Genomic DNA, 16,908 nt, shown 5'->3' on the forward strand with positions numbered 1-16,908 from the left:
AGTCCATGCATGCCCTGTCGCTCGGCACCTGGTGGATCCACATCACATCCGTCCTTGAGTGGAGCCTGGCGATTGTGCTGATCCAGCGGCGAGGCGAAGTGGGTCTGGCCTGGGCCATGCTCCCGGCCCTGGTGAGTGCCATGGCGGCCTGCACCTGGCATCTGTTCGACAACAGCGAGAGCCTGCGAGGGCTCGTGGTTCTTCAGGCCAGTTGCACCTTGCTCGGCAATGTGGCCCTGGCCTGGGCGGCCCTGCGGATGGTTCGCCGTCAGGAAGCCTGAAATGAATCTGGATCCCTCACCCCTGTTTGCCCTCTCGCTGTTTCCCTACCTGCTCTTTCTGCACTGGCTGAACAAAAGCAAAGCCTTGCCGGAACTTGCCGTTTGGGGCTTCCGCCTCACCCTGCTGTTTGTCGCGATCACAATCGTCGCAGCGGTCATCGCGCTGCGCTGTTGCGATGCTGAACTGGTGGACATCGATGCCCTGCACGGTGGCGCGGAAGCCTTTCTGACCCTCGGCAATGCGGTGTTGGTGGCCGGGCTATGGAAACAACCAAAGCAACAAAAGGGTGAATAACTCTTAAGAGCGTCAGCCAGACGATCGTTCTGCTCGGATGATGAAGCGTCGCTCCATGCCGTGAATGCTGACCCCACTTTTCGCCATCGCGCCCGCCACCGTCTCCTGGTCTCCCAAGGTTGCCCTGGTGATGATCGTGTGCAACGTGATCGCCATCGGCATTGGTAAAGCCACCATCAAGCACCCCAATGAAGGTGCACAGCTGCCCAACCCTGCCTTCTTCGGTGGCTTGAGCCATGCCTCTCTGCTGGCCACCACCAGCCTCGGCCACATCATTGGCATCGGAGCCATTCAGGGTCTGGCCGCCCGCGGCGTTCTCTGAACTCCTGAGTCAGCCGAACAACAAAGGCTGAAACCACAAGCCCCTGCTTGATCAGCACGGGCTTTTTTTGTGGGAGCTCAGAACGGACGCAAGCAACCGCTCTCCACCGCCAACGGCGGACTAAAACCCGCGGCCATCACGCTCGCGCAGCTGCAACTTGAGGCGCTGATAGTGCAACACAGCGGTCTCGTCGTCCAGATGGGGAAACAACAGAACGGCGTCGTCCCGTGTGGTGGGTTCAAGCAGCCAGTCTTCACTGGCCTCAGGACGCAAGGCCCTTGAATCACGATGCCAACGGGACGCTCCGGGCAGCCAGCGTCGAACGGTGTCCAAAAGATCCAGTGGATGGACCGATCGAAGACCAGCGGGCATCAGCGGTTTGAACTCGACCTCAATCAATTTCTAACGCAAGAGATAGGGAAGCAGACGAATTCCATAGCGCTCGAAGCGATAGTCGAACAACAGCGCCGAGAGGTCCTCCGCCGTGGCATGGCGGGAGAGGCCATCAATCAGTCGGGTCATGCGCTGATCAGCGCGCGGTTCCGGAGCCAAGCCCCAGGTGCGTCGCGCCAATCGTCCGGAGATGGGCCAGCGCCAACCGAGCTGACCTTGGAGTGAGGTTTCGTACGCGAGCCGTGGTCGCTCGACCCTTGACGTCAGTGCATCAGCCAAACAATCGGCACTGATCAGGGCATGACGGATCCCTTCTCCTCCGAGCAGATTGGCGGTGCTGGCGGCATCCCCAATCGCGATCAGTGCATCGCGCCCCAACGACTGCTGGCGACGAATGGTGCTGGACACAGTTCCACCATGACGATCCAGCACTTGGCAATCCTCAAGGCCGCACGCACGCAGAAGCGTCTTCAGGGCGTCACCAAGGGCCTGACCTGACCGCAGGGATTGGCCCCGCGGTGGCAGACGACAGACACCAACCTTGAGACGCCAGTGATCCATCGGAAAAATCCAGCCATAACCGTGATGAACCCAGCGGGAACCCAGAAAAAAGCTGAGCCGATCCAGCCATGGAGCGGCGCGTCGGTCATCGCATTGAAGCAGCCATTCAGCGCCGGTCCCGGAGAGCAGGGGATCGTCAGGACTGTCCACTGCAACACCCGCAGCTTTCAACAGACCACGACGGGCTCCGGTGGCATCAATCAGCCAGCGCACCCGGCGCTGTTGGACACAACCATCAGCATCGACCAGTCGAACCTCAGCAGCATCAGCGTCGAGGCGACTGAGCTCCACCCGAGTGTTGAGGAGAAGCTCCACCCCAGCGGCCCGTGCCAGAGACCAGAACTGCGAGCGCAACGCCGCAAAATCGAGCACCACGCCCAGGGGCTCATGGGCCCACCACTGGTGCTGATGCCCCTCCGGGTCCAACAACTGCCAACCGGTCCAACGCGACGCCCAACAGCTTTGAGGAATCTGTAACTCCAAAGCAGACGCCAAAGGCATCGCTGCACTGGAGAACGCCTGTCGATCAGCCGAAGCAAGGGCCTCCACCAAGGTGACCGCAAGACCACGACGGGCCAACTGAAGGGCAAGACGGGCTCCGGCCGGACCTGCCCCTGCTATCAGGACTGAGGCGCGATGCGAGGCCTCAGGTGGAGGCAACACCAAGACGGGATGAGTCCTTAAAGCCAGCCTCGACACCAAAGCCGAAACGTTCACGGATGCGGACGGTCATCTGGGCTGGGGTCAACCCAAGGGATTCAAGGCTTTGCTGTGGTGTGGCGTGATCCACCAGCTGATCTGGAATGCCGAGACGCAGCATCGAGACATCGATGTCCTGGTCGGACAAGGACTCGAGGATGGCAGCACCGAAGCCGCCAGCCAAGGCACCCTCTTCCATCGTGACGACCCGTTTCACGCGACGGCAGAGGGGGTGGATCAGAGCTTGATCCAGCGGCCGCAGGAAACGGGCGTTGACCACGGTGGCGGATTGACCGGCCTGAGCCAGGAGGTCAGCCGTCGCCAGGGCGGGGTTGACCATGGAGCCATAGGCAAGGATCAGGAGGTCGTCCCCTTCCCGCAGCACTTCGCCGCGGCCGATCTGCAGAGGCTCCCACCCTTCTTCCATCAAGGGAACACCGGCTCCTGAGCCACGGGGGATGCGCAGGGCTGTTGGACCGTTGTGATCGAGGCAGGTCACCAGCATCCGCTGCAGCTCGGCTTCGTCCTTGGGAGCCATCACCGTGAAATTGGGGATGGCTCGCATGTAACTGATGTCGTACTGGCCCTGATGAGTCGGACCATCGGCACCCACGATTCCGGCGCGATCCAACACGAAGGTGACCGGCAGATTTTGAATGCCGACGTCGTGGATCAACTGGTCGTAGGCCCGTTGAAGGAAGGTGCTGTAGATCGCGCAGACCGGCTTGAGACCTTCACAGGCCATACCGGCCGCCAAGGTGACGGCATGCTGCTCGGCAATCCCGACGTCGATGTACTGATCGGGGACGGCCTTCTGAAGAAGATCGAGACCGGTTCCGGTGGCCATCGCGGCGGTGATGCCGACGACGCGGCTGTCCTGCTCGCAGAGCTTGACCAGGGTCTGGCCGAACACCTTGCTGTAGCTCGGTGGCTTCGGAGTCTTGGACGGAATCGCTTTGCCGGTGCTGAGGTCGAAGGCCGACTGGGCGTGATAACCGACCTGATCGGCTTCGGCATAGGGATACCCCTTGCCTTTGGTGGTGACCACATGCACCAGAACAGGACCGCCTGCACGGTGGGCGTCCTGGAAAGTCCGCACCATTTCGCCGATGTCGTGGCCATCCACCGGCCCCATGTAGGTCAGGCCGAGCTCTTCAAACACCGCCCCCACCTTGGGGACGGCCAAGCGGCGCATGCTGCCCTTGAGGCGGTTTAACTCAGCGGGAATCTCACCGCCCATGAAGGGCAGGTGCTTCACACTTTCCTCAACGCTGCCCGACAGGAACTGCATGGGGGGGCTCAGCCGCATGCGGTTCAGGTGAGACGACAACGCCCCCACCGGAGGTGAGATCGACATGTCGTTGTCGTTCAGGACAACCAGCAAAGGGGTCTGGGGAAGGTGGCCGGCGTGGTTAATCGCCTCAAGAGCCATGCCGCCGGTGAGGGCTCCGTCACCGATGACCGCGACGCACTTGAAATCCTCTCCGCGGTTATCGCGGGCCAAAGCCATCCCGAGAGCGGCGGAAATGGAGGTACTGGCGTGACCGGCACCGAAGTGATCGAACGAGCTCTCGCAGCGCTTGAGGTACCCCGCCACCCCATCCTTCTGGCGAAGGGTGTCGAAGGTGTTGAAGCGACCGGTGATCAGTTTGTGGGGGTAAGCCTGGTGGCCCACGTCCCAAACCACCCTGTCGTGATCGAGATCAAGGGTTTGGTAAAGCGCCAGCGTCAGCTCCACGACCCCGAGGCCAGGACCGAGATGCCCACCACTGGTGGACACCACCTGGAGATGGCGTTCTCTGATCTGCCGCGCAACGTCGGCAAGCTCCGCATGGCTGAGACCATGCAACTGATTGGGATGTGTCAGATCTCCGAGATGCATGCACAACCCACTCCGATTCCTGCAATCTACGAGGTCCGCCCCACCTTCCGAGGTCAATGTGGGATGGGGAGAATGGCGCGATGACCGACTACCTGCAACGGATCCTCCGGGCCCGCGTCTACGACGTTGCGGTGGAAACACCGCTCGATCCAGCCCCCAATCTGAGCCGGCGACTGAGCAATCGCGTTCTGTTGAAACGCGAAGACCTGCAACCGGTCTTCTCCTTCAAGCTCCGCGGTGCTTACAACCGCATGGTTCAACTGAACCAAGAGGAACTCCAACGCGGCGTGATCGCCTCGAGTGCAGGCAACCACGCCCAGGGTGTGGCTTTGAGTGCCGCACGGCTGGGGTGTCGGGCCGTGATCGTGATGCCGGCGACCACACCCGACGTCAAGGTCAGAGCGGTTCGCGCCTTGGGTGCCGAGGTGGTGCTCCATGGCGAGACCTACGACGAATGCTCAGCGGAGGCCCGACGCCGTTGCGATGCAGAAGGCTTCACCTTCATTCACCCCTTTGACGACCCCGAGGTCATCGCCGGTCAGGGGACCATCGGCCTCGAGGTGATGCGTCAATGCCCAGAGCCTCCCGATGTCATCTATCTGGCCGTTGGCGGCGGTGGATTGATTGGGGGGGTCTCCGCCTACGTCAAAAGCCTCTGGCCTGAAGTGGAGATCGTGGGGGTGGAACCCACCGATGCCGATGCGATGACGCAATCCCTCGAGGCTGGGGAGCGGATTGAGCTACCGCAGGTGGGGCTGTTCGCCGATGGTGTTGCGGTTCGCCTGGTGGGCCAGGAGACCTTCGCCCTGGCACAGCGGTATGTGGACCGGATGGTGCGCGTGGACACCGATGCGATCTGTGCCGCCATCAAGGACGTTTTCGAAGACACACGCTCGATTCTTGAACCGGCAGGTGCCCTGGCCGTCGCCGGGATGAAAGACGACGTGGCCCAGCGCTCCCTGAGCGGTCAAACACTGGTGGCAGTGGCCTGCGGCGCCAACATGAATTTCGACCGCCTGCGCTTCATCTCCGAACGGTCAGAACTGGGCGAAGGACGTGAAGCGATGCTGTCGGTGGAGATCCCCGAATCACCAGGAAGCCTGCGCACGCTCTGCAGCCAACTGTCCAGACGAAGCCTGACGGAGTTCAGCTATCGCATGACCGAAGGGGAACGAGCCCACATCTTCATTGGGGTTCAGGTGAAGGATCAGCAAGACCGCACCAGCCTTCTCGACCAGCTGAGAAGCGATGGATTTCCCTGCCTGGACCTCAGCGACGATGAATTCGCCAAGGTGCATCTCCGTCACATGGTCGGGGGGCGGTTACCGGCGTCTGCACGCACAGCCTGTGCTGGCGAATGCCGAGAGCTGCTGTACCGCTTTGAATTTCCTGAGCGTCCGGGTGCCTTGATGAATTTCGTCAATGCACTCCACGCTGGATGGAGCATCAGCATCTTTCACTACCGCAACCATGGGGCCGATGTCGGACGCATCGTGGTGGGCGTGCTGGTCCCTGATGGGGAAATGTCTGGGTGGACGCGTTTCCTTCACGAGCTGGGCTACCCGTGCTGGGAAGAAACCGACAACCCTGCCTACAGGCTGTTTCTTTGAGGCATCAGCGGTAACTTGAATCATTCCCGGGGGTTGTGTGATGTCCAGCCCATCTCTGGCGACCCGGCTGGAAGCCATCCTGTACTTGAAGGGACGGCCGGTCAGCATCGGTGAACTCGCTGAGCTGTCCAGGGCCAGTCGTCAAGAGGTGGAACAGGCGCTGCTGGTCGTCACCACCCGGTACGCCCAGCAGGACTCGGCGCTGGAGATCAACGAAACCAGTGGTCGCTATTGCCTCCAGCTGAAGCAGGGCATGACAGACCTCGTTCAGGACCTGCTGCCGGTCGATCTGTCCACAGCAACCCTGCGGACCTTGGCCACCATTGCCCTCAAAAAGCGCATCCTCCAGTCCGATCTGGTCGACCTCAGGGGATCAGGGGCCTACGACCACATCAAAGAACTGCTGGCCCAGGAGTTCATCGAACGCCGACGCCAAAGCGAGGGACGGTCCTACTGGATCACCTTGTCCGAAAAATTCCATCGCACCTTTTCTGTGCTGCCGGATCTCGCCCCTCCCGAATCCCAGCAACCTGCATAAACTTCCAGGAAGCATCCTCGATACATCCTTGGAAACAGCAGTTCTCACCAGTGGTGTCGCCTACATCCTCGGTGTGCTCGCCTGGGCCGTGAACATCTATCTGTTCGTGCTGTTCGGACGGGTGCTGTTGAGCTGGTTCCCGAACGTGGACCTGTCCAACCCCATTCTCAGCGGAGTGGTGTCGATCACAGACCCCTACCTGAACATGTTTCGAGGCGTGATTCCTCCGATTGGAGGGTTCGACCTGTCTGCCATTTTGGCGTTTTTCGCCCTCAATATCCTGCGCGGCCTCTTGCTTCAGTCCAGCTCACAATTCATGGTGTTGTCGCTCGGAGCTTGAGTTCAGCTGATTCCCTGTTCCAAAGGCAATAAATCGTCGTCGTCAAGCGCGCGGGTTCGCACGGGAGTTGTGAATCCGCGCGCTTTTGCATTACGGACATCAAATGGTCCCGGGGTGCCCGCTGGGATCGCCAGGCGCAACGAGAAGGGTTGTGAGCCCGGTTCGATATCACCAATCGATCCCACACGGGTGCGGTTCTGCAAAACCGGCTCACCGCTGGCATCAAGGATCCGCGCGTAGACGTCGGTGTCGACCACCGTTCGGCGACCGGCATTCGTGACCTCACCCATCAGCACGTAGCAACTCGCCCCCATCGGTCGCTTGAAGTCCGGTTGGCGACCGGGATCGTCATTGCCACAGGGCTGGAGCACCACCTCCGAGAGAGCCAAATCCAGCGCGTCAACAGAGGCTTGACCGAAGAGCAGCAGCACCAGGAGCGTGCAAACGGGCAGGAATCGGCGCAGCATCAGCGAGAGGGAGAACATCAACGGTGACATCAACGGTGGTCACCACTTCCCGCGATCTGTCCACGGGACGCGCGGCTGGCGAGTTTGGCGATGTTGGCGGCAGCCACCTGCTCGAGGTCATAGCCAAGCTCGCTCGACAGCTGGGCGACATACCAGAGCACATCGCCCAGTTCAAGCTTGATCGCTTCGCGGCTAGCGGGGTCGAACACACCATTGCCATCCCGCAACACCTTTTTGACCTTATCGGCGACTTCCCCGGCTTCTCCGGTGAGTCCAAGGGTGGGATAAATCGGATTGCGACCGATGTCGGGATAAGCAGCCGTTTTCCTGGCAGCTTCCTGATAGGCATTGAGCTCCATGGCCATTCAGCTCCCGCTGGGAATGCTTAGAAAACGTCTGGATGGTAGTTTCCGCAAGGTTTTTTCGGCCCCGATATGGCCCTGTTCGATCTGAACCGACGGACCAAGATCGTGGCCACCATCGGCCCCGCCACCGAGAGTCCCGAGCGGATCAAAGAGCTTGTTCAGGCTGGAGCGACGACCTTCCGACTGAACTTCTCGCACGGCGATCACAGCGAGCACGCCACACGCATTGCCACCATCCGCAAGGTGTCGGAGGAGATGGGCCGGCACATCGGCATCCTCCAGGACCTCCAGGGACCGAAGATCCGCCTGGGTCGCTTCGCGGATGGTCCGATCACCCTGGCCAACGGCGATGCCTTCGCACTCACATCGAGGGATGTGAGCTGCTCACAGACGATCGCTACCGTCACCTACGACAAGCTGGCGGACGAGGTGACCGCAGGAAGCCGAATTCTTCTCGACGACGGTCGGGTCGAAATGAAAGTGGAATCGGTCGACAAGCCCCAGCAGACCCTCCACTGCAGCGTCACCGTCGGGGGGGTGTTGTCCAACAACAAGGGCGTCAATTTTCCCGATGTTCAGCTGTCCGTCCGGGCCCTGACCGACAAGGACAAAACCGACCTCGCCTTCGGACTCGGCCAGGGGGTCGATTGGGTGGCATTGAGTTTCGTGCGCAACCCCTCGGACATGGAAGAAATCCGCGACCTCATTCGCGGCCACGGTCACACCACTCCGGTGGTGGCGAAGATCGAAAAATTTGAAGCCATTGATCAAATCGACGCGATTCTTCCCCTCTGTGACGGGGTGATGGTCGCTCGCGGCGACCTGGGCGTTGAGATGCCCGCTGAAGAAGTGCCGTTGCTGCAGAAGGAGCTGATTCAGAAGGCCAACAGCCTCGGCATCCCGATCATCACCGCAACACAGATGCTGGATTCGATGGCATCAAGCCCGCGTCCCACCCGCGCTGAGGTGAGTGATGTCGCGAACGCCATCCTCGACGGCACCGACGCCGTGATGCTGTCCAACGAAACCGCTGTGGGCGATTTCCCGGTGGAAGCAGTCGAGACGATGGCCACCATTGCCCGACGGATTGAAAAGGACTATCCCCAGCGCAAGATCGATAGCCATCTGCCCTGCACGATCCCCAATGCTCTGAGCGGTGCCGTCAGCACCATCGCCAGCCAACTGAATGCCGCCGCGATTGTGCCGTTGACCAAGAGTGGAGCGACAGCGCACAACGTGAGCAAGTTCCGCCCGGCAGCGCCGATCCTGGCAATCACCCCGGAAGAATCCGTGGCCTGCAAGCTGCAATTGGTCTGGGGAGTGACGCCACTGGTTGTGGAACAGAAGAGCACCACCACCCAAACCTTCGCTGCCGCGATGGACACGGCAAAAGCTCTGGATCTGCTCAAGCAGGGCGACTTGGTGGTTCAAACCGCTGGCACCCACACGGGCGTCTCTGGATCCACCGACCTGGTCAAGGTCGGCATCGTGGATGCCAAAAATGACTCGCTGATCTGACCAGACTGCTCATCTCAGGTTTGGAGTTGTGATGAGCGGACGTCTCCCCGCCATGGAAACGGTGCGAATGGCACTGACCACCTTGCGGGGCAATCGTCTGCGCAGCCTGCTCACGATGCTCGGCATCGTGATCGGCAATGCATCCGTGATCACGCTGGTGGGTGTCGGACGGGGCGCCCAGGGACTCGCCGAAGAGCAACTGAGCAACCTCGGCGCCAACGTTCTGTTCGTTGTCCCTGGAAACAACGACACCAGGCGAAGGGGAGTGGCCTTTCCGAAAACCTTGGTTCTCGAGGATTCAGACGCCATCGCCAGTCAGGTGCCCAGTGTCAAACGGGTTGCCCCTCAAATCACGAGCAGCCAGGTTGTCCAAGCCGGAGCACGATCGGCGAGTAGCTCGATCTCTGGGGTCACGCCGGATTTCCTACCGGTCCGAAGCTTCGAAATTGCCCAAGGACGCTTCATCAGCCAGAACGATCTGGATGCCGGTCGCAGCGTGGTTGTGATTGGGCCCGATCTGAACTCAAAACTGTTCCCAACGGGTAACTCCATCGGAGAACGGCTACGGATTCGGGATCAAGCGTTCGACGTCATTGGCGTGATGGCCCCCAAGGGAGCCGTCTTCGGCAGCAACCAGGACGAAAACGCTTACATCCCATTGAGCACCATGGTGACCAGGCTCACGGGTCGCGATCCCACCTATGGCATCAGCCTGAGCTTCATCAGTGTGGAAGCCCGCGACAAAGACAGCACCGGAGCCGCCAAGTTCCAGATCAACAACCTGCTGCGGCAACGCCACAACATCCTTCGAGATGACGATTTCGCCGTTCGGTCTCAAAAGGATGCGCTCACCATCGTGGGCACCATCACCGGGGGACTCACCTTGATGCTGGCGGCCATCGGCGGCATCTCTCTCCTGGTGGGAGGGATCGGGATCATGAACATCATGTTGGTGTCCGTGAGCGAACGAACCCAGGAAATCGGCTTGCGCAAAGCCCTAGGGGCACGCAGTGGCGATGTCCTTCAACAGTTTCTGGTGGAGTCGCTGGTGCTCTCCAGTCTTGGTGGTGCCATTGGCACAGCCACCGGCCTTGGCACCGTGGCCGTCATCGCTGCCCTCACTCCACTGCCAGCCACCATTGGAGCCACGACGGTGCTCATCACCGTTGGACTCTCAGGATCCATTGGCCTGTTCTTCGGCGTGGTCCCTGCGCGACGGGCTGCCCATCTCGATCCGATCGTTGCGCTGCGAAGCCTTTAAGTCGTCCCCGGAGAACGGTCTGAGCCCGTTACAATCGTTCATCATCACCAAAGGTCATGAATCAGCGCTGGCGCCTCATTGCTCTGTGGCTTCTGCCGATCGGGGTGGTTCTGCTGATCGGTTGGCAGTTGGTGAGCAATGGCGGACTCAACGGAGTCGCCAATAACGGTCCAACCGTTGCTCCTCGGAATGCTGCGGTCTCCCGCATGAGCTACGGCCGCTTCCTTGACTACGTGGAAGCCGGACGCGTCACAGCCGTTGATATCTACGACGGCGGCCGGAACGCAGTCGTCGAAGCTGCTGATCCTGACCTCGACAACAAAGTTCAACGCATTCGTGTCGACCTGCCTGGTCTGGCACCGGAGCTGATCAACACCCTCAAGAACGAAGGGATCAGCTTCGACATTCATCCCCCGAAGACTGCACCGCCTGCCCTCGGCTTGCTGGGCAACCTGCTCTTCCCACTCCTGCTGATCGGTGCCTTGATTTTCTTGGCACGTCGCAACAGCGGCATGCCCGGTGGTCCTGGGCAAGCCATGCAGTTCGGCAAGAGCAAAGCTCGCTTCATGATGGAAGCGGAAACCGGCGTGATGTTTGACGACGTCGCTGGCGTTGCCGAAGCGAAGCAGGAGCTTGAGGAAGTCGTCACCTTCCTGAAGCAGCCCGAGCGTTTCACCTCCGTTGGTGCTCAGATCCCCCGCGGTCTTCTGTTGGTGGGTCCTCCTGGAACCGGTAAAACCCTCCTGGCGAAGGCCATCGCCGGTGAGGCCGGTGTTCCGTTCTTCTCCCTTTCAGGTTCTGAATTTGTCGAAATGTTCGTGGGTGTCGGCGCCAGCCGCGTTCGCGACCTGTTCAAAAAAGCGAAGGAAAACAGCCCCTGCCTGATTTTCATCGACGAGATTGACGCCGTCGGTCGTCAGCGTGGTGCCGGGATCGGCGGCGGTAACGACGAACGTGAACAGACCTTGAACCAGCTCCTCACGGAGATGGACGGTTTCGAGGGGAACAGCGGAATCATCATCATCGCGGCCACCAACCGCCCGGATGTTCTTGACTCAGCTCTGATGCGTCCCGGCCGTTTCGACCGCCAGGTCACGGTGGACGCCCCTGACATCAAGGGCCGTCTGTCAATTCTCGAAGTTCACTGCCGCAACAAGAAGCTGGAGGGTGAACTCACCCTCGACAGCATTGCCCGACGCACCCCTGGTTTCACCGGTGCTGATCTGGCCAACCTGATGAATGAGGCAGCCATCCTGACCGCCCGTCGCCGCAAGGAAGCCATTGGGCTCTCTGAAATTGATGATGCGGTGGATCGGATCATTGCAGGGATGGAAGGCCGTCCCCTCACCGATGGTCGCAGCAAGCGCCTGATCGCGTACCACGAAGTGGGCCATGCCCTGATCGGGACCCTGGTGAAGGATCACGATCCCGTCCAGAAAGTCACCCTTGTCCCACGTGGACAGGCCCAAGGCCTGACCTGGTTCTCTCCTGACGAAGAGCAGACCTTGGTGACCCGCGCTCAGTTGAAGGCTCGGATCATGGGAGCCCTCGGTGGCCGTGCCGCTGAGGATGTGGTATTCGGACACCAGGAAGTCACCACCGGAGCGGGTGGCGACATCCAGCAGGTGGCTTCGATGGCCAGGAACATGGTGACCCGGCTAGGCATGAGTGATCTTGGACCTGTCGCCCTTGAAGGTGGTGGTCAGGAAGTGTTTCTCGGCCGAGACCTCATGACCCGTAGTGATGTTTCTGATTCGATCTCCAAGCAGATTGATGAACAGGTGAGGGCCATGGTCAAACGCTGCTACAGCGAAACCGTGGACATCGTTGCCGCCAACCGCGAAGCCATGGATCGTCTCGTTGAATTACTGATCGAGAAAGAAACCATGGATGGTGATGAGTTCAAGGCCGTCGTCGCTGAATTCACCGCAGTTCCCGAAAAAGATCGCACCACACCGATCCTGAACTGAACACATTCCGTTCACATCTCCCCTCGCATCCAATCGTTGCGGGGGGATTTTTTAATGGGCTTCAACCATCGGAGCTCTCGCCATCGGAGCCGTCATTGATGAGCAGAAACAACACACTGGCTCCACAACAGTCCTGACGCGCCACGTCCAACTCAATGCCTTGTCATCGCAAAGCATTGAGTTGGAGCAGTCCGTGAATGATCTTTGATTGTGATCATCGAGATCACCTCATCGGCCAGTCCCAAACTCATCAAGCTCGCAGAGAAGGAGCCTCTGAACTCCCATGAAACGCGAACAAGCCAGATCAAGCACGCAGCGGATACCAATAAAATCAGTTCAGATCACGCAATGCACCACCAATGGGCATCTGATCACGATTGATTGTCAAGCATCACTCAGACACACGATCACGACGATCCATCGCCACCTTGGCTCGTCGTGCAAGGACTTGGTCCATGATCAATGGCCCTCGCCCTTGAATTGGCAACGGGTACATTCACGCAACAAGCGGGGGTAGCGCTCAAAACTTTGAGGATCTCAACGCTCCGATCCAGCTGGCGCTGATTCACAACGGTCCACCGGAGTGATGGCCCAACCATTACCCAGAAGCTCAATCGGAATGAATGGCCTGACGGCTCGACTTGCGACGCCGACACCGTTCAGAGCAATAGACGACGTCCTCCCAGCAGTTTCTCCAGGCCTTTCGCCACTGGAAAGGACGCTCACAAACCGGACAGATTTTTGACGGTCGATCCGAGGTCAAGAGACTGAATGAACCGGACGTTTATCGATCACAGAGTCAATCAGTCCATAACTGACCGCCTCGGATGGCGACATAAAAAAGTCACGATCGGTGTCCTGCTTGATGCGATCCAGGGGTTGGCCGGTGCGATCAGAAATTTCCTGATTCAGCCGATCTTTGAGAAACAGAATTTCATCGGCTTGAATTCGAATGTCACTGGCCTGGCCCTGTGCACCACCCAACGGCTGGTGAATCATGATCCTCGAGTGCTGAAGGCTGCTGCGTTTGCCCTTGGTTCCAGCACACAACAGGAAGGCACCCATGCTGGCGGCAAGCCCGACACAAACCGTATGCACATCTGGCTTGATGTGCTGCATGGTGTCAAAAATTCCGAGCCCGTCATAGACGGATCCACCGGGTGAATTGATGTACAGGTAAATGTCTTTGTCGGGATCCTCCGCTTCCAGGAAAAGCATCTGAGCCACGATTCTGTTCGCAGAATCATTAGTAACAGCTTCACCCAGGAAGATGATGCGTTCGCGCAACAGCCTCGAATAGATATCAAAGGCCCTTTCACCCCGGCCGGACTCCTCGATCACGATCGGGATCATCTGAACTCAGCAGTTGCTTCAATCTTAACGGCGCCATCTGAGCGCTAGGGTCTCTGCCACCCTCTCGTGCACGCAGTTGGCCGACCGTCAGACGATCGCGGACAGCAAGCGGGCGTTTCATCAAACGTTCCCGCATGTAATCGCTCCCCTTTACCGACGCCTGGCGGATGAGCTTCTCGTCGAACTCCATCTGCTGAGCCATCAGAAATCCTTCCAAACCAACGCTCTGTTTGCGGTCGGTTTGAACGCGGTGTTCACCACCTTCAGTGCTGGTTACAAACCCGAAGAACAACGTCAGAAGCTGCTGCCGGCTCTCTGCACCAGCAATGGCTTCGACGGTGAGGCTCTGATCGCACTGGCCAACACCACCGTCGACCAGATCAAAAGCTCCACCAGCAGCGTCGATGGCGTTGGCAAGGCTTTGAAAAGCCATGCCTTGCCAGCCGACCAGCACTATTCCCGGATGATGGCGATCGGTGTGGACACCATCCTGAAAGCGGTTAGGGGTGAAGCAACAACACCCGACAACGAGGCTCTCCAGCAGCAGGCGCTGCAAGTGGCCGAAGAGCTCGGCTTACCCAAAGCCAAAGTCGAGAAGGACTTGAATCTCTATCGCTCCAACAGCGAACGCATGCAGCAAGCGGTTGAGCTGATGGAAGAGACCTTGGCCGCAGAACGCCGCAAACGAGAAAAGCGGGATGCCGAGTCGGCTCAGAACAGTGCGAGCTGACCGCGCACGCTGAACTGACGTTGCTGTTGGGTGGACGCAGCACCTGGATCGATGGGGGCGAGATGAAACTCGGCAGTTCGCCCAGATTTCAAGCCCTCGAGCCACGTTGAATCAAGCCAACCCAGTTGGTTGAACCGACTGGGCTTCAGACGAAGCTGCAACATCGTGGGTGGCGCAGGGATCCTTGCCTCGTCTCGACGCGGTGCCGCCCCGAGGCTGAAACGCCACACTCCATTCACGAATCGATGCCAACCCCCCAAAACTGGGGACCCGGTCGTGCTCTCCTTGGACCAAAGAGTCGAGCCTTGCACCCGATTCGCTTGCATGCCATAGCCCTTCAGGGTCAAGGCAATCGCCTGGAGGGAGGGCTCGAACAAACGTTCGTCCGCACGGCTCAGGACAAAGTCAAACTCCAATGACGCCTGGACACCTGGCTGCTCACTTGGATGAATTCTGAGTCGCAGCGGCAGCTTCAGCAGTCGATCCAGCCGTTCGGAGTCGAGCCCGTAATTCTGGGCCAGAGCTTGTTGCAACACAGACTGATCCAACAGCCCCTGGAGGAGCCAGCTCGCTTCCAACAACTCGAGCTCAAGCAACGGGGGCTCCGACGTTGCTGACGGCTGTGTCATCCAGGAGGAGCGTGGCGACACCATCCCAGGTGATGGGAAGCCCTCCGAGCGAAGACGCCCTTCAGAGACCACACCCAAAATCTCGAGCTGCTGCCGATGCATCCTCCAGTGCAGGCATCCGTAGCCCAGTTGTCTGAACAAGGGGGCCAACGGACCCGTGAGGCGCTCAACGGCGGACGGCGTCCAAAGCAGCGCAGGACCCCGGGTCAGGGCGACAAGGCAATCCTGTGTTGTTGCAGAGTCCGCGCTTGATCCCAACCGTCGCGCAGCAGTCCGATCGGCCTCGGCATGCAGGGCATCGGCATAGAACAGGGCAATGTCCCCGGAGGTGGGCAAGGCCAGAACCGGCTCTCCATCATGGGGAAATGCCATCCACCAGAGCTGGCGATCCAAGACCGACCAACGACGGTTCGCTTCAGACGGACCGAGGTAGCGAATCCAGAGATCGGGCACCTCTGCCGAAGCCTGTACGCGAGCACTTAGCACGCGCTCGGTGCGTGCCACCAAGGCAGCCAGCCCCGAGGGTTGAGGCCGAAGATTCGCTCGGATCAAAAGACCGATCGAAGGGGCAACAAGAGCCAGGATCAGGCCTGACGTTGAAATAGGCCAGGCCAGAAGCCATGAGCAGCCCCTTGACCAAGTCATTTAGCGCTTTCGGCGACGCCGATCTCTCCACTCGACAGTGGAGAGATAAATCACAGCGACGCTGACAAATACCAGGAGAGCTGCAGCGGAACCAGCCAGAATTTGGCTGACAAGAGGCGTATCCAAGCGCTCTGATCAGAAGTTCAGTGTGCCGTCGCCGTTGCGGCCCCAAACAACCATGGCGATTGAGAAGCTGAACATTGCAGCCAGAGATGCCCAGGCAAACGTGAACAGCATGATCTTGACGGGGGGATTGCGGAGATCCTACCTAGTGTTTCGCGCTGATCCCACCTCCGTCTTTAACCGTCATGAGCAGCTCCAGCCCAGGATCTTCAACCGTGCTGGAGCGCAAGCGCGTCACCCAGGGCTATCCACAGGCTCGCGTGATCGTTCTCGATGACGACGTGAACACCTTTCAACATGTGGTGGATTGTCTGCGCCGCATCATTCCGGGAATGAGCGAGGACAAAGCCTGGTCCCTTGCCAACCAGATCGACAGCCAGGGATCCGCGGAGGTTTGGTGCGGTCCCCTCGAACAGGCTGAGCTGTATCACCAACAGCTGGCAGCAGAGGGATTGACCATGGCTCCTCTGGACGTGAACTGACCCAGCAGCTCAGCAGGCCGCCGATTTGCCTGCAGTCGGCGTGAGCCGCAGCAAATCAACGGTCTTCAGTCGTCGCGTCCTGTCGTCCAAGACGTAGCGCATCACACGACCAGGGCAGATGGCCAGGCCACAGACCAAGCCGCCATGCACTTCAGCGGTCAACATCCGGGCCTGGGGTCCGCAGCGATCAGTGAGCGGTTCACTGAGCTGTTGTCTCAACGCATCGACGGATCGCAGCATCTCTCCGACGGAGCACTGCCTTCCACATAGCCAAAACCGTTAAGTTCTGCCAATTGCTGATGAAGGAACTCCCGTGGGGCGCGTCGTGATCACCCACAGCACGTACGTGGATGGCCTGATTCCTTGGCTTAAATCATTGGCCAAAGAATCGGCCATTCAGACGATCACCCCCGCCGTGATTTCCCGCGTCCGAGGGCGAAGCCC

21 protein-coding genes are annotated in these 16,908 nt (G+C 59.6%); 11 read left to right on the top strand and 10 right to left on the bottom strand.

All coding sequences use genetic code 11. The features are described from left to right. The first annotated feature begins 5 nt into the window (after positions 1–5). The 3 genes from ACGVKB_RS02875 (at position 6) to psaK (ending at position 898) form a co-directional block, all read left to right on the top strand. Positions 6–281, top strand: coding sequence for a DUF2499 domain-containing protein (locus ACGVKB_RS02875; protein ID WP_392349768.1), 276 nt, complete (start codon positions 6–8; stop codon positions 279–281). 1 nt (position 282) lies between these two features. Further along, positions 283–576 (top strand): DUF3593 domain-containing protein, encoded by a 294-nt coding sequence (locus tag ACGVKB_RS02880; protein WP_392349769.1) that lies wholly within the window; start codon positions 283–285, stop codon positions 574–576. A gap of 64 nt (positions 577–640) precedes the next feature. Next, entirely contained in the window at positions 641–898 is a 258-nt protein-coding gene (gene psaK / locus ACGVKB_RS02885) for a photosystem I reaction center subunit PsaK (RefSeq protein WP_392349770.1), read from the top strand. 120 nt (positions 899–1,018) lie between these two features. Here the strand turns inward: psaK and ACGVKB_RS02890 are convergent, their stop codons facing one another. The 3 genes from ACGVKB_RS02890 to dxs are packed head-to-tail and all read right to left on the bottom strand — an operon-like array spanning position 1,019 to position 4,433. Beyond that, positions 1,019–1,270: a hypothetical protein gene (locus ACGVKB_RS02890; protein WP_392349771.1), complete on the bottom strand. Its 252-nt coding sequence runs from the start codon at positions 1,268–1,270 to the stop codon at positions 1,019–1,021. A gap of 30 nt (positions 1,271–1,300) precedes the next feature. After that, on the bottom strand, positions 1,301–2,515 hold the full coding sequence (locus tag ACGVKB_RS02895) for an FAD-dependent monooxygenase (protein ID WP_392349791.1): 1,215 nt from the start codon (positions 2,513–2,515) through the stop codon (positions 1,301–1,303). Beyond that, complete coding sequence (gene dxs, locus ACGVKB_RS02900; RefSeq protein ID WP_392349773.1) at positions 2,499–4,433, bottom strand: 1-deoxy-D-xylulose-5-phosphate synthase; 1,935 nt, start codon at positions 4,431–4,433, stop codon at positions 2,499–2,501. Before dxs ends, ACGVKB_RS02895 begins: the two co-directional genes overlap by 17 nt. Positions 4,434–4,513: 80 nt before the next feature. Between dxs and ilvA the strand changes: the two genes are divergently transcribed. From ilvA to ACGVKB_RS02915, 3 genes are read left to right on the top strand one after another with little or no spacing between them, the layout of a single operon-like run. Beyond that, positions 4,514–6,043 (top strand): threonine ammonia-lyase, biosynthetic, encoded by a 1,530-nt coding sequence (gene ilvA / locus ACGVKB_RS02905; protein ID WP_392349774.1) that lies wholly within the window; start codon positions 4,514–4,516, stop codon positions 6,041–6,043. 40 nt (positions 6,044–6,083) lie between these two features. After that, positions 6,084–6,581, top strand: coding sequence for an SMC-Scp complex subunit ScpB (scpB, locus tag ACGVKB_RS02910; protein WP_392349775.1), 498 nt, complete (start codon positions 6,084–6,086; stop codon positions 6,579–6,581). Positions 6,582–6,609: 28 nt separating this feature from the next. Further along, positions 6,610–6,921 (top strand): YggT family protein, encoded by a 312-nt coding sequence (locus ACGVKB_RS02915; protein ID WP_392349776.1) that lies wholly within the window; start codon positions 6,610–6,612, stop codon positions 6,919–6,921. Between the two features lie 2 nt (positions 6,922–6,923). Here ACGVKB_RS02915 and ACGVKB_RS02920 read toward each other — a convergent pair whose 3' ends face one another. Beyond that, complete coding sequence (locus ACGVKB_RS02920; protein ID WP_392349777.1) at positions 6,924–7,406, bottom strand: hypothetical protein; 483 nt, start codon at positions 7,404–7,406, stop codon at positions 6,924–6,926. An 11-nt stretch (positions 7,407–7,417) separates the two neighbouring features. After that, the gene (locus tag ACGVKB_RS02925; RefSeq protein ID WP_392349792.1) at positions 7,418–7,747 is read right to left on the bottom strand and encodes a nucleoside triphosphate pyrophosphohydrolase family protein; all 330 of its coding nucleotides are present in this window, start codon (positions 7,745–7,747) and stop codon (positions 7,418–7,420) included. Positions 7,748–7,822: 75 nt separating this feature from the next. Here ACGVKB_RS02925 and pyk point away from each other — a divergent pair, with 75 nt between their 5' ends. The 3 genes from pyk to ftsH are packed head-to-tail and all read left to right on the top strand — an operon-like array spanning position 7,823 to position 12,502. Continuing rightward, entirely contained in the window at positions 7,823–9,271 is a 1,449-nt protein-coding gene (gene pyk, locus ACGVKB_RS02930) for a pyruvate kinase (protein ID WP_392349778.1), read from the top strand. A 31-nt stretch (positions 9,272–9,302) separates the two neighbouring features. Then, entirely contained in the window at positions 9,303–10,532 is a 1,230-nt protein-coding gene (locus ACGVKB_RS02935) for an ABC transporter permease (protein WP_392349779.1), read from the top strand. A gap of 56 nt (positions 10,533–10,588) precedes the next feature. Next, positions 10,589–12,502 carry an ATP-dependent zinc metalloprotease FtsH gene (gene ftsH / locus ACGVKB_RS02940; RefSeq protein ID WP_392349780.1) on the top strand — a complete coding sequence of 638 codons (1,914 nt, stop codon included), beginning with the start codon at positions 10,589–10,591 and terminating at the stop codon, positions 12,500–12,502. A 610-nt stretch (positions 12,503–13,112) separates the two neighbouring features. Here the strand turns inward: ftsH and ACGVKB_RS02945 are convergent. Continuing rightward, positions 13,113–13,265 (bottom strand): DUF2256 domain-containing protein, encoded by a 153-nt coding sequence (locus ACGVKB_RS02945; RefSeq protein ID WP_392349781.1) that lies wholly within the window; start codon positions 13,263–13,265, stop codon positions 13,113–13,115. Further along, positions 13,262–13,855, bottom strand: coding sequence for an ATP-dependent Clp endopeptidase proteolytic subunit ClpP (gene clpP, locus ACGVKB_RS02950; RefSeq protein ID WP_392349782.1), 594 nt, complete (start codon positions 13,853–13,855; stop codon positions 13,262–13,264). The genes ACGVKB_RS02945 and clpP overlap by 4 nt, the downstream gene beginning before the upstream one ends. 76 nt (positions 13,856–13,931) lie before the next feature. Here clpP and psb29 point away from each other — a divergent pair, with 76 nt between their 5' ends. Beyond that, positions 13,932–14,585: a photosystem II biogenesis protein Psp29 gene (gene psb29 / locus ACGVKB_RS02955; protein WP_392349783.1), complete on the top strand. Its 654-nt coding sequence runs from the start codon at positions 13,932–13,934 to the stop codon at positions 14,583–14,585. On the opposite strand, the gene ACGVKB_RS02960 is transcribed toward psb29, so the two are convergent. Both ACGVKB_RS02960 and petN read right to left on the bottom strand, forming a co-directional pair. Beyond that, positions 14,567–15,718, bottom strand: a complete 1,152-nt coding sequence (locus ACGVKB_RS02960) for a hypothetical protein (protein WP_392349784.1) — start codon at positions 15,716–15,718, stop codon at positions 14,567–14,569. The genes psb29 and ACGVKB_RS02960 overlap by 19 nt on opposite strands. A 276-nt stretch (positions 15,719–15,994) precedes the next feature. Continuing rightward, positions 15,995–16,096 carry a cytochrome b6-f complex subunit PetN gene (gene petN, locus ACGVKB_RS02965; protein ID WP_007097877.1) on the bottom strand — a complete coding sequence of 34 codons (102 nt, stop codon included), beginning with the start codon at positions 16,094–16,096 and terminating at the stop codon, positions 15,995–15,997. A 71-nt stretch (positions 16,097–16,167) separates the two neighbouring features. Between petN and clpS the strand changes: the two genes are divergently transcribed. Continuing rightward, the gene (gene clpS / locus ACGVKB_RS02970) at positions 16,168–16,464 is read left to right on the top strand and encodes an ATP-dependent Clp protease adapter ClpS (RefSeq protein ID WP_392349785.1); all 297 of its coding nucleotides are present in this window, start codon (positions 16,168–16,170) and stop codon (positions 16,462–16,464) included. 9 nt (positions 16,465–16,473) lie between these two features. On the opposite strand, the gene ACGVKB_RS02975 is transcribed toward clpS, so the two are convergent. Further along, complete coding sequence (locus ACGVKB_RS02975) at positions 16,474–16,704, bottom strand: hypothetical protein (protein WP_392349786.1); 231 nt, start codon at positions 16,702–16,704, stop codon at positions 16,474–16,476. Between the last annotated feature and the right edge of the window lie 204 nt (positions 16,705–16,908).

The sequence above is a fragment of the Parasynechococcus sp. genome (assembly GCF_042954325.1).
In the GTDB taxonomy this organism is placed as follows: domain Bacteria; phylum Cyanobacteriota; class Cyanobacteriia; order PCC-6307; family Cyanobiaceae; genus Parasynechococcus.

Coding starts and splice junctions, on each gene's coding strand:
- ACGVKB_RS02875 (WP_392349768.1), top strand. CDS start 6: ATGCATGCCCTGTCGCTCGGCACCTGGTGGATCCACATCACATCCGTC.
- ACGVKB_RS02880 (WP_392349769.1), top strand. CDS start 283: ATGAATCTGGATCCCTCACCCCTGTTTGCCCTCTCGCTGTTTCCCTAC.
- psaK (WP_392349770.1), top strand. CDS start 641: ATGCTGACCCCACTTTTCGCCATCGCGCCCGCCACCGTCTCCTGGTCT.
- ACGVKB_RS02890 (WP_392349771.1), bottom strand. CDS start 1,270: ATGCCCGCTGGTCTTCGATCGGTCCATCCACTGGATCTTTTGGACACC.
- dxs (WP_392349773.1), bottom strand. CDS start 4,433: ATGCATCTCGGAGATCTGACACATCCCAATCAGTTGCATGGTCTCAGC.
- ilvA (WP_392349774.1), top strand. CDS start 4,514: ATGACCGACTACCTGCAACGGATCCTCCGGGCCCGCGTCTACGACGTT.
- scpB (WP_392349775.1), top strand. CDS start 6,084: ATGTCCAGCCCATCTCTGGCGACCCGGCTGGAAGCCATCCTGTACTTG.
- ACGVKB_RS02920 (WP_392349777.1), bottom strand. CDS start 7,406: ATGTTCTCCCTCTCGCTGATGCTGCGCCGATTCCTGCCCGTTTGCACG.
- ACGVKB_RS02925 (WP_392349792.1), bottom strand. CDS start 7,747: ATGGAGCTCAATGCCTATCAGGAAGCTGCCAGGAAAACGGCTGCTTAT.
- pyk (WP_392349778.1), top strand. CDS start 7,823: ATGGCCCTGTTCGATCTGAACCGACGGACCAAGATCGTGGCCACCATC.
- ACGVKB_RS02935 (WP_392349779.1), top strand. CDS start 9,303: ATGAGCGGACGTCTCCCCGCCATGGAAACGGTGCGAATGGCACTGACC.
- ftsH (WP_392349780.1), top strand. CDS start 10,589: ATGAATCAGCGCTGGCGCCTCATTGCTCTGTGGCTTCTGCCGATCGGG.
- clpP (WP_392349782.1), bottom strand. CDS start 13,855: ATGATCCCGATCGTGATCGAGGAGTCCGGCCGGGGTGAAAGGGCCTTT.
- petN (WP_007097877.1), bottom strand. CDS start 16,096: ATGCTGTTCACGTTTGCCTGGGCATCTCTGGCTGCAATGTTCAGCTTC.
- clpS (WP_392349785.1), top strand. CDS start 16,168: ATGAGCAGCTCCAGCCCAGGATCTTCAACCGTGCTGGAGCGCAAGCGC.
- ACGVKB_RS02975 (WP_392349786.1), bottom strand. CDS start 16,704: ATGCTGCGATCCGTCGATGCGTTGAGACAACAGCTCAGTGAACCGCTC.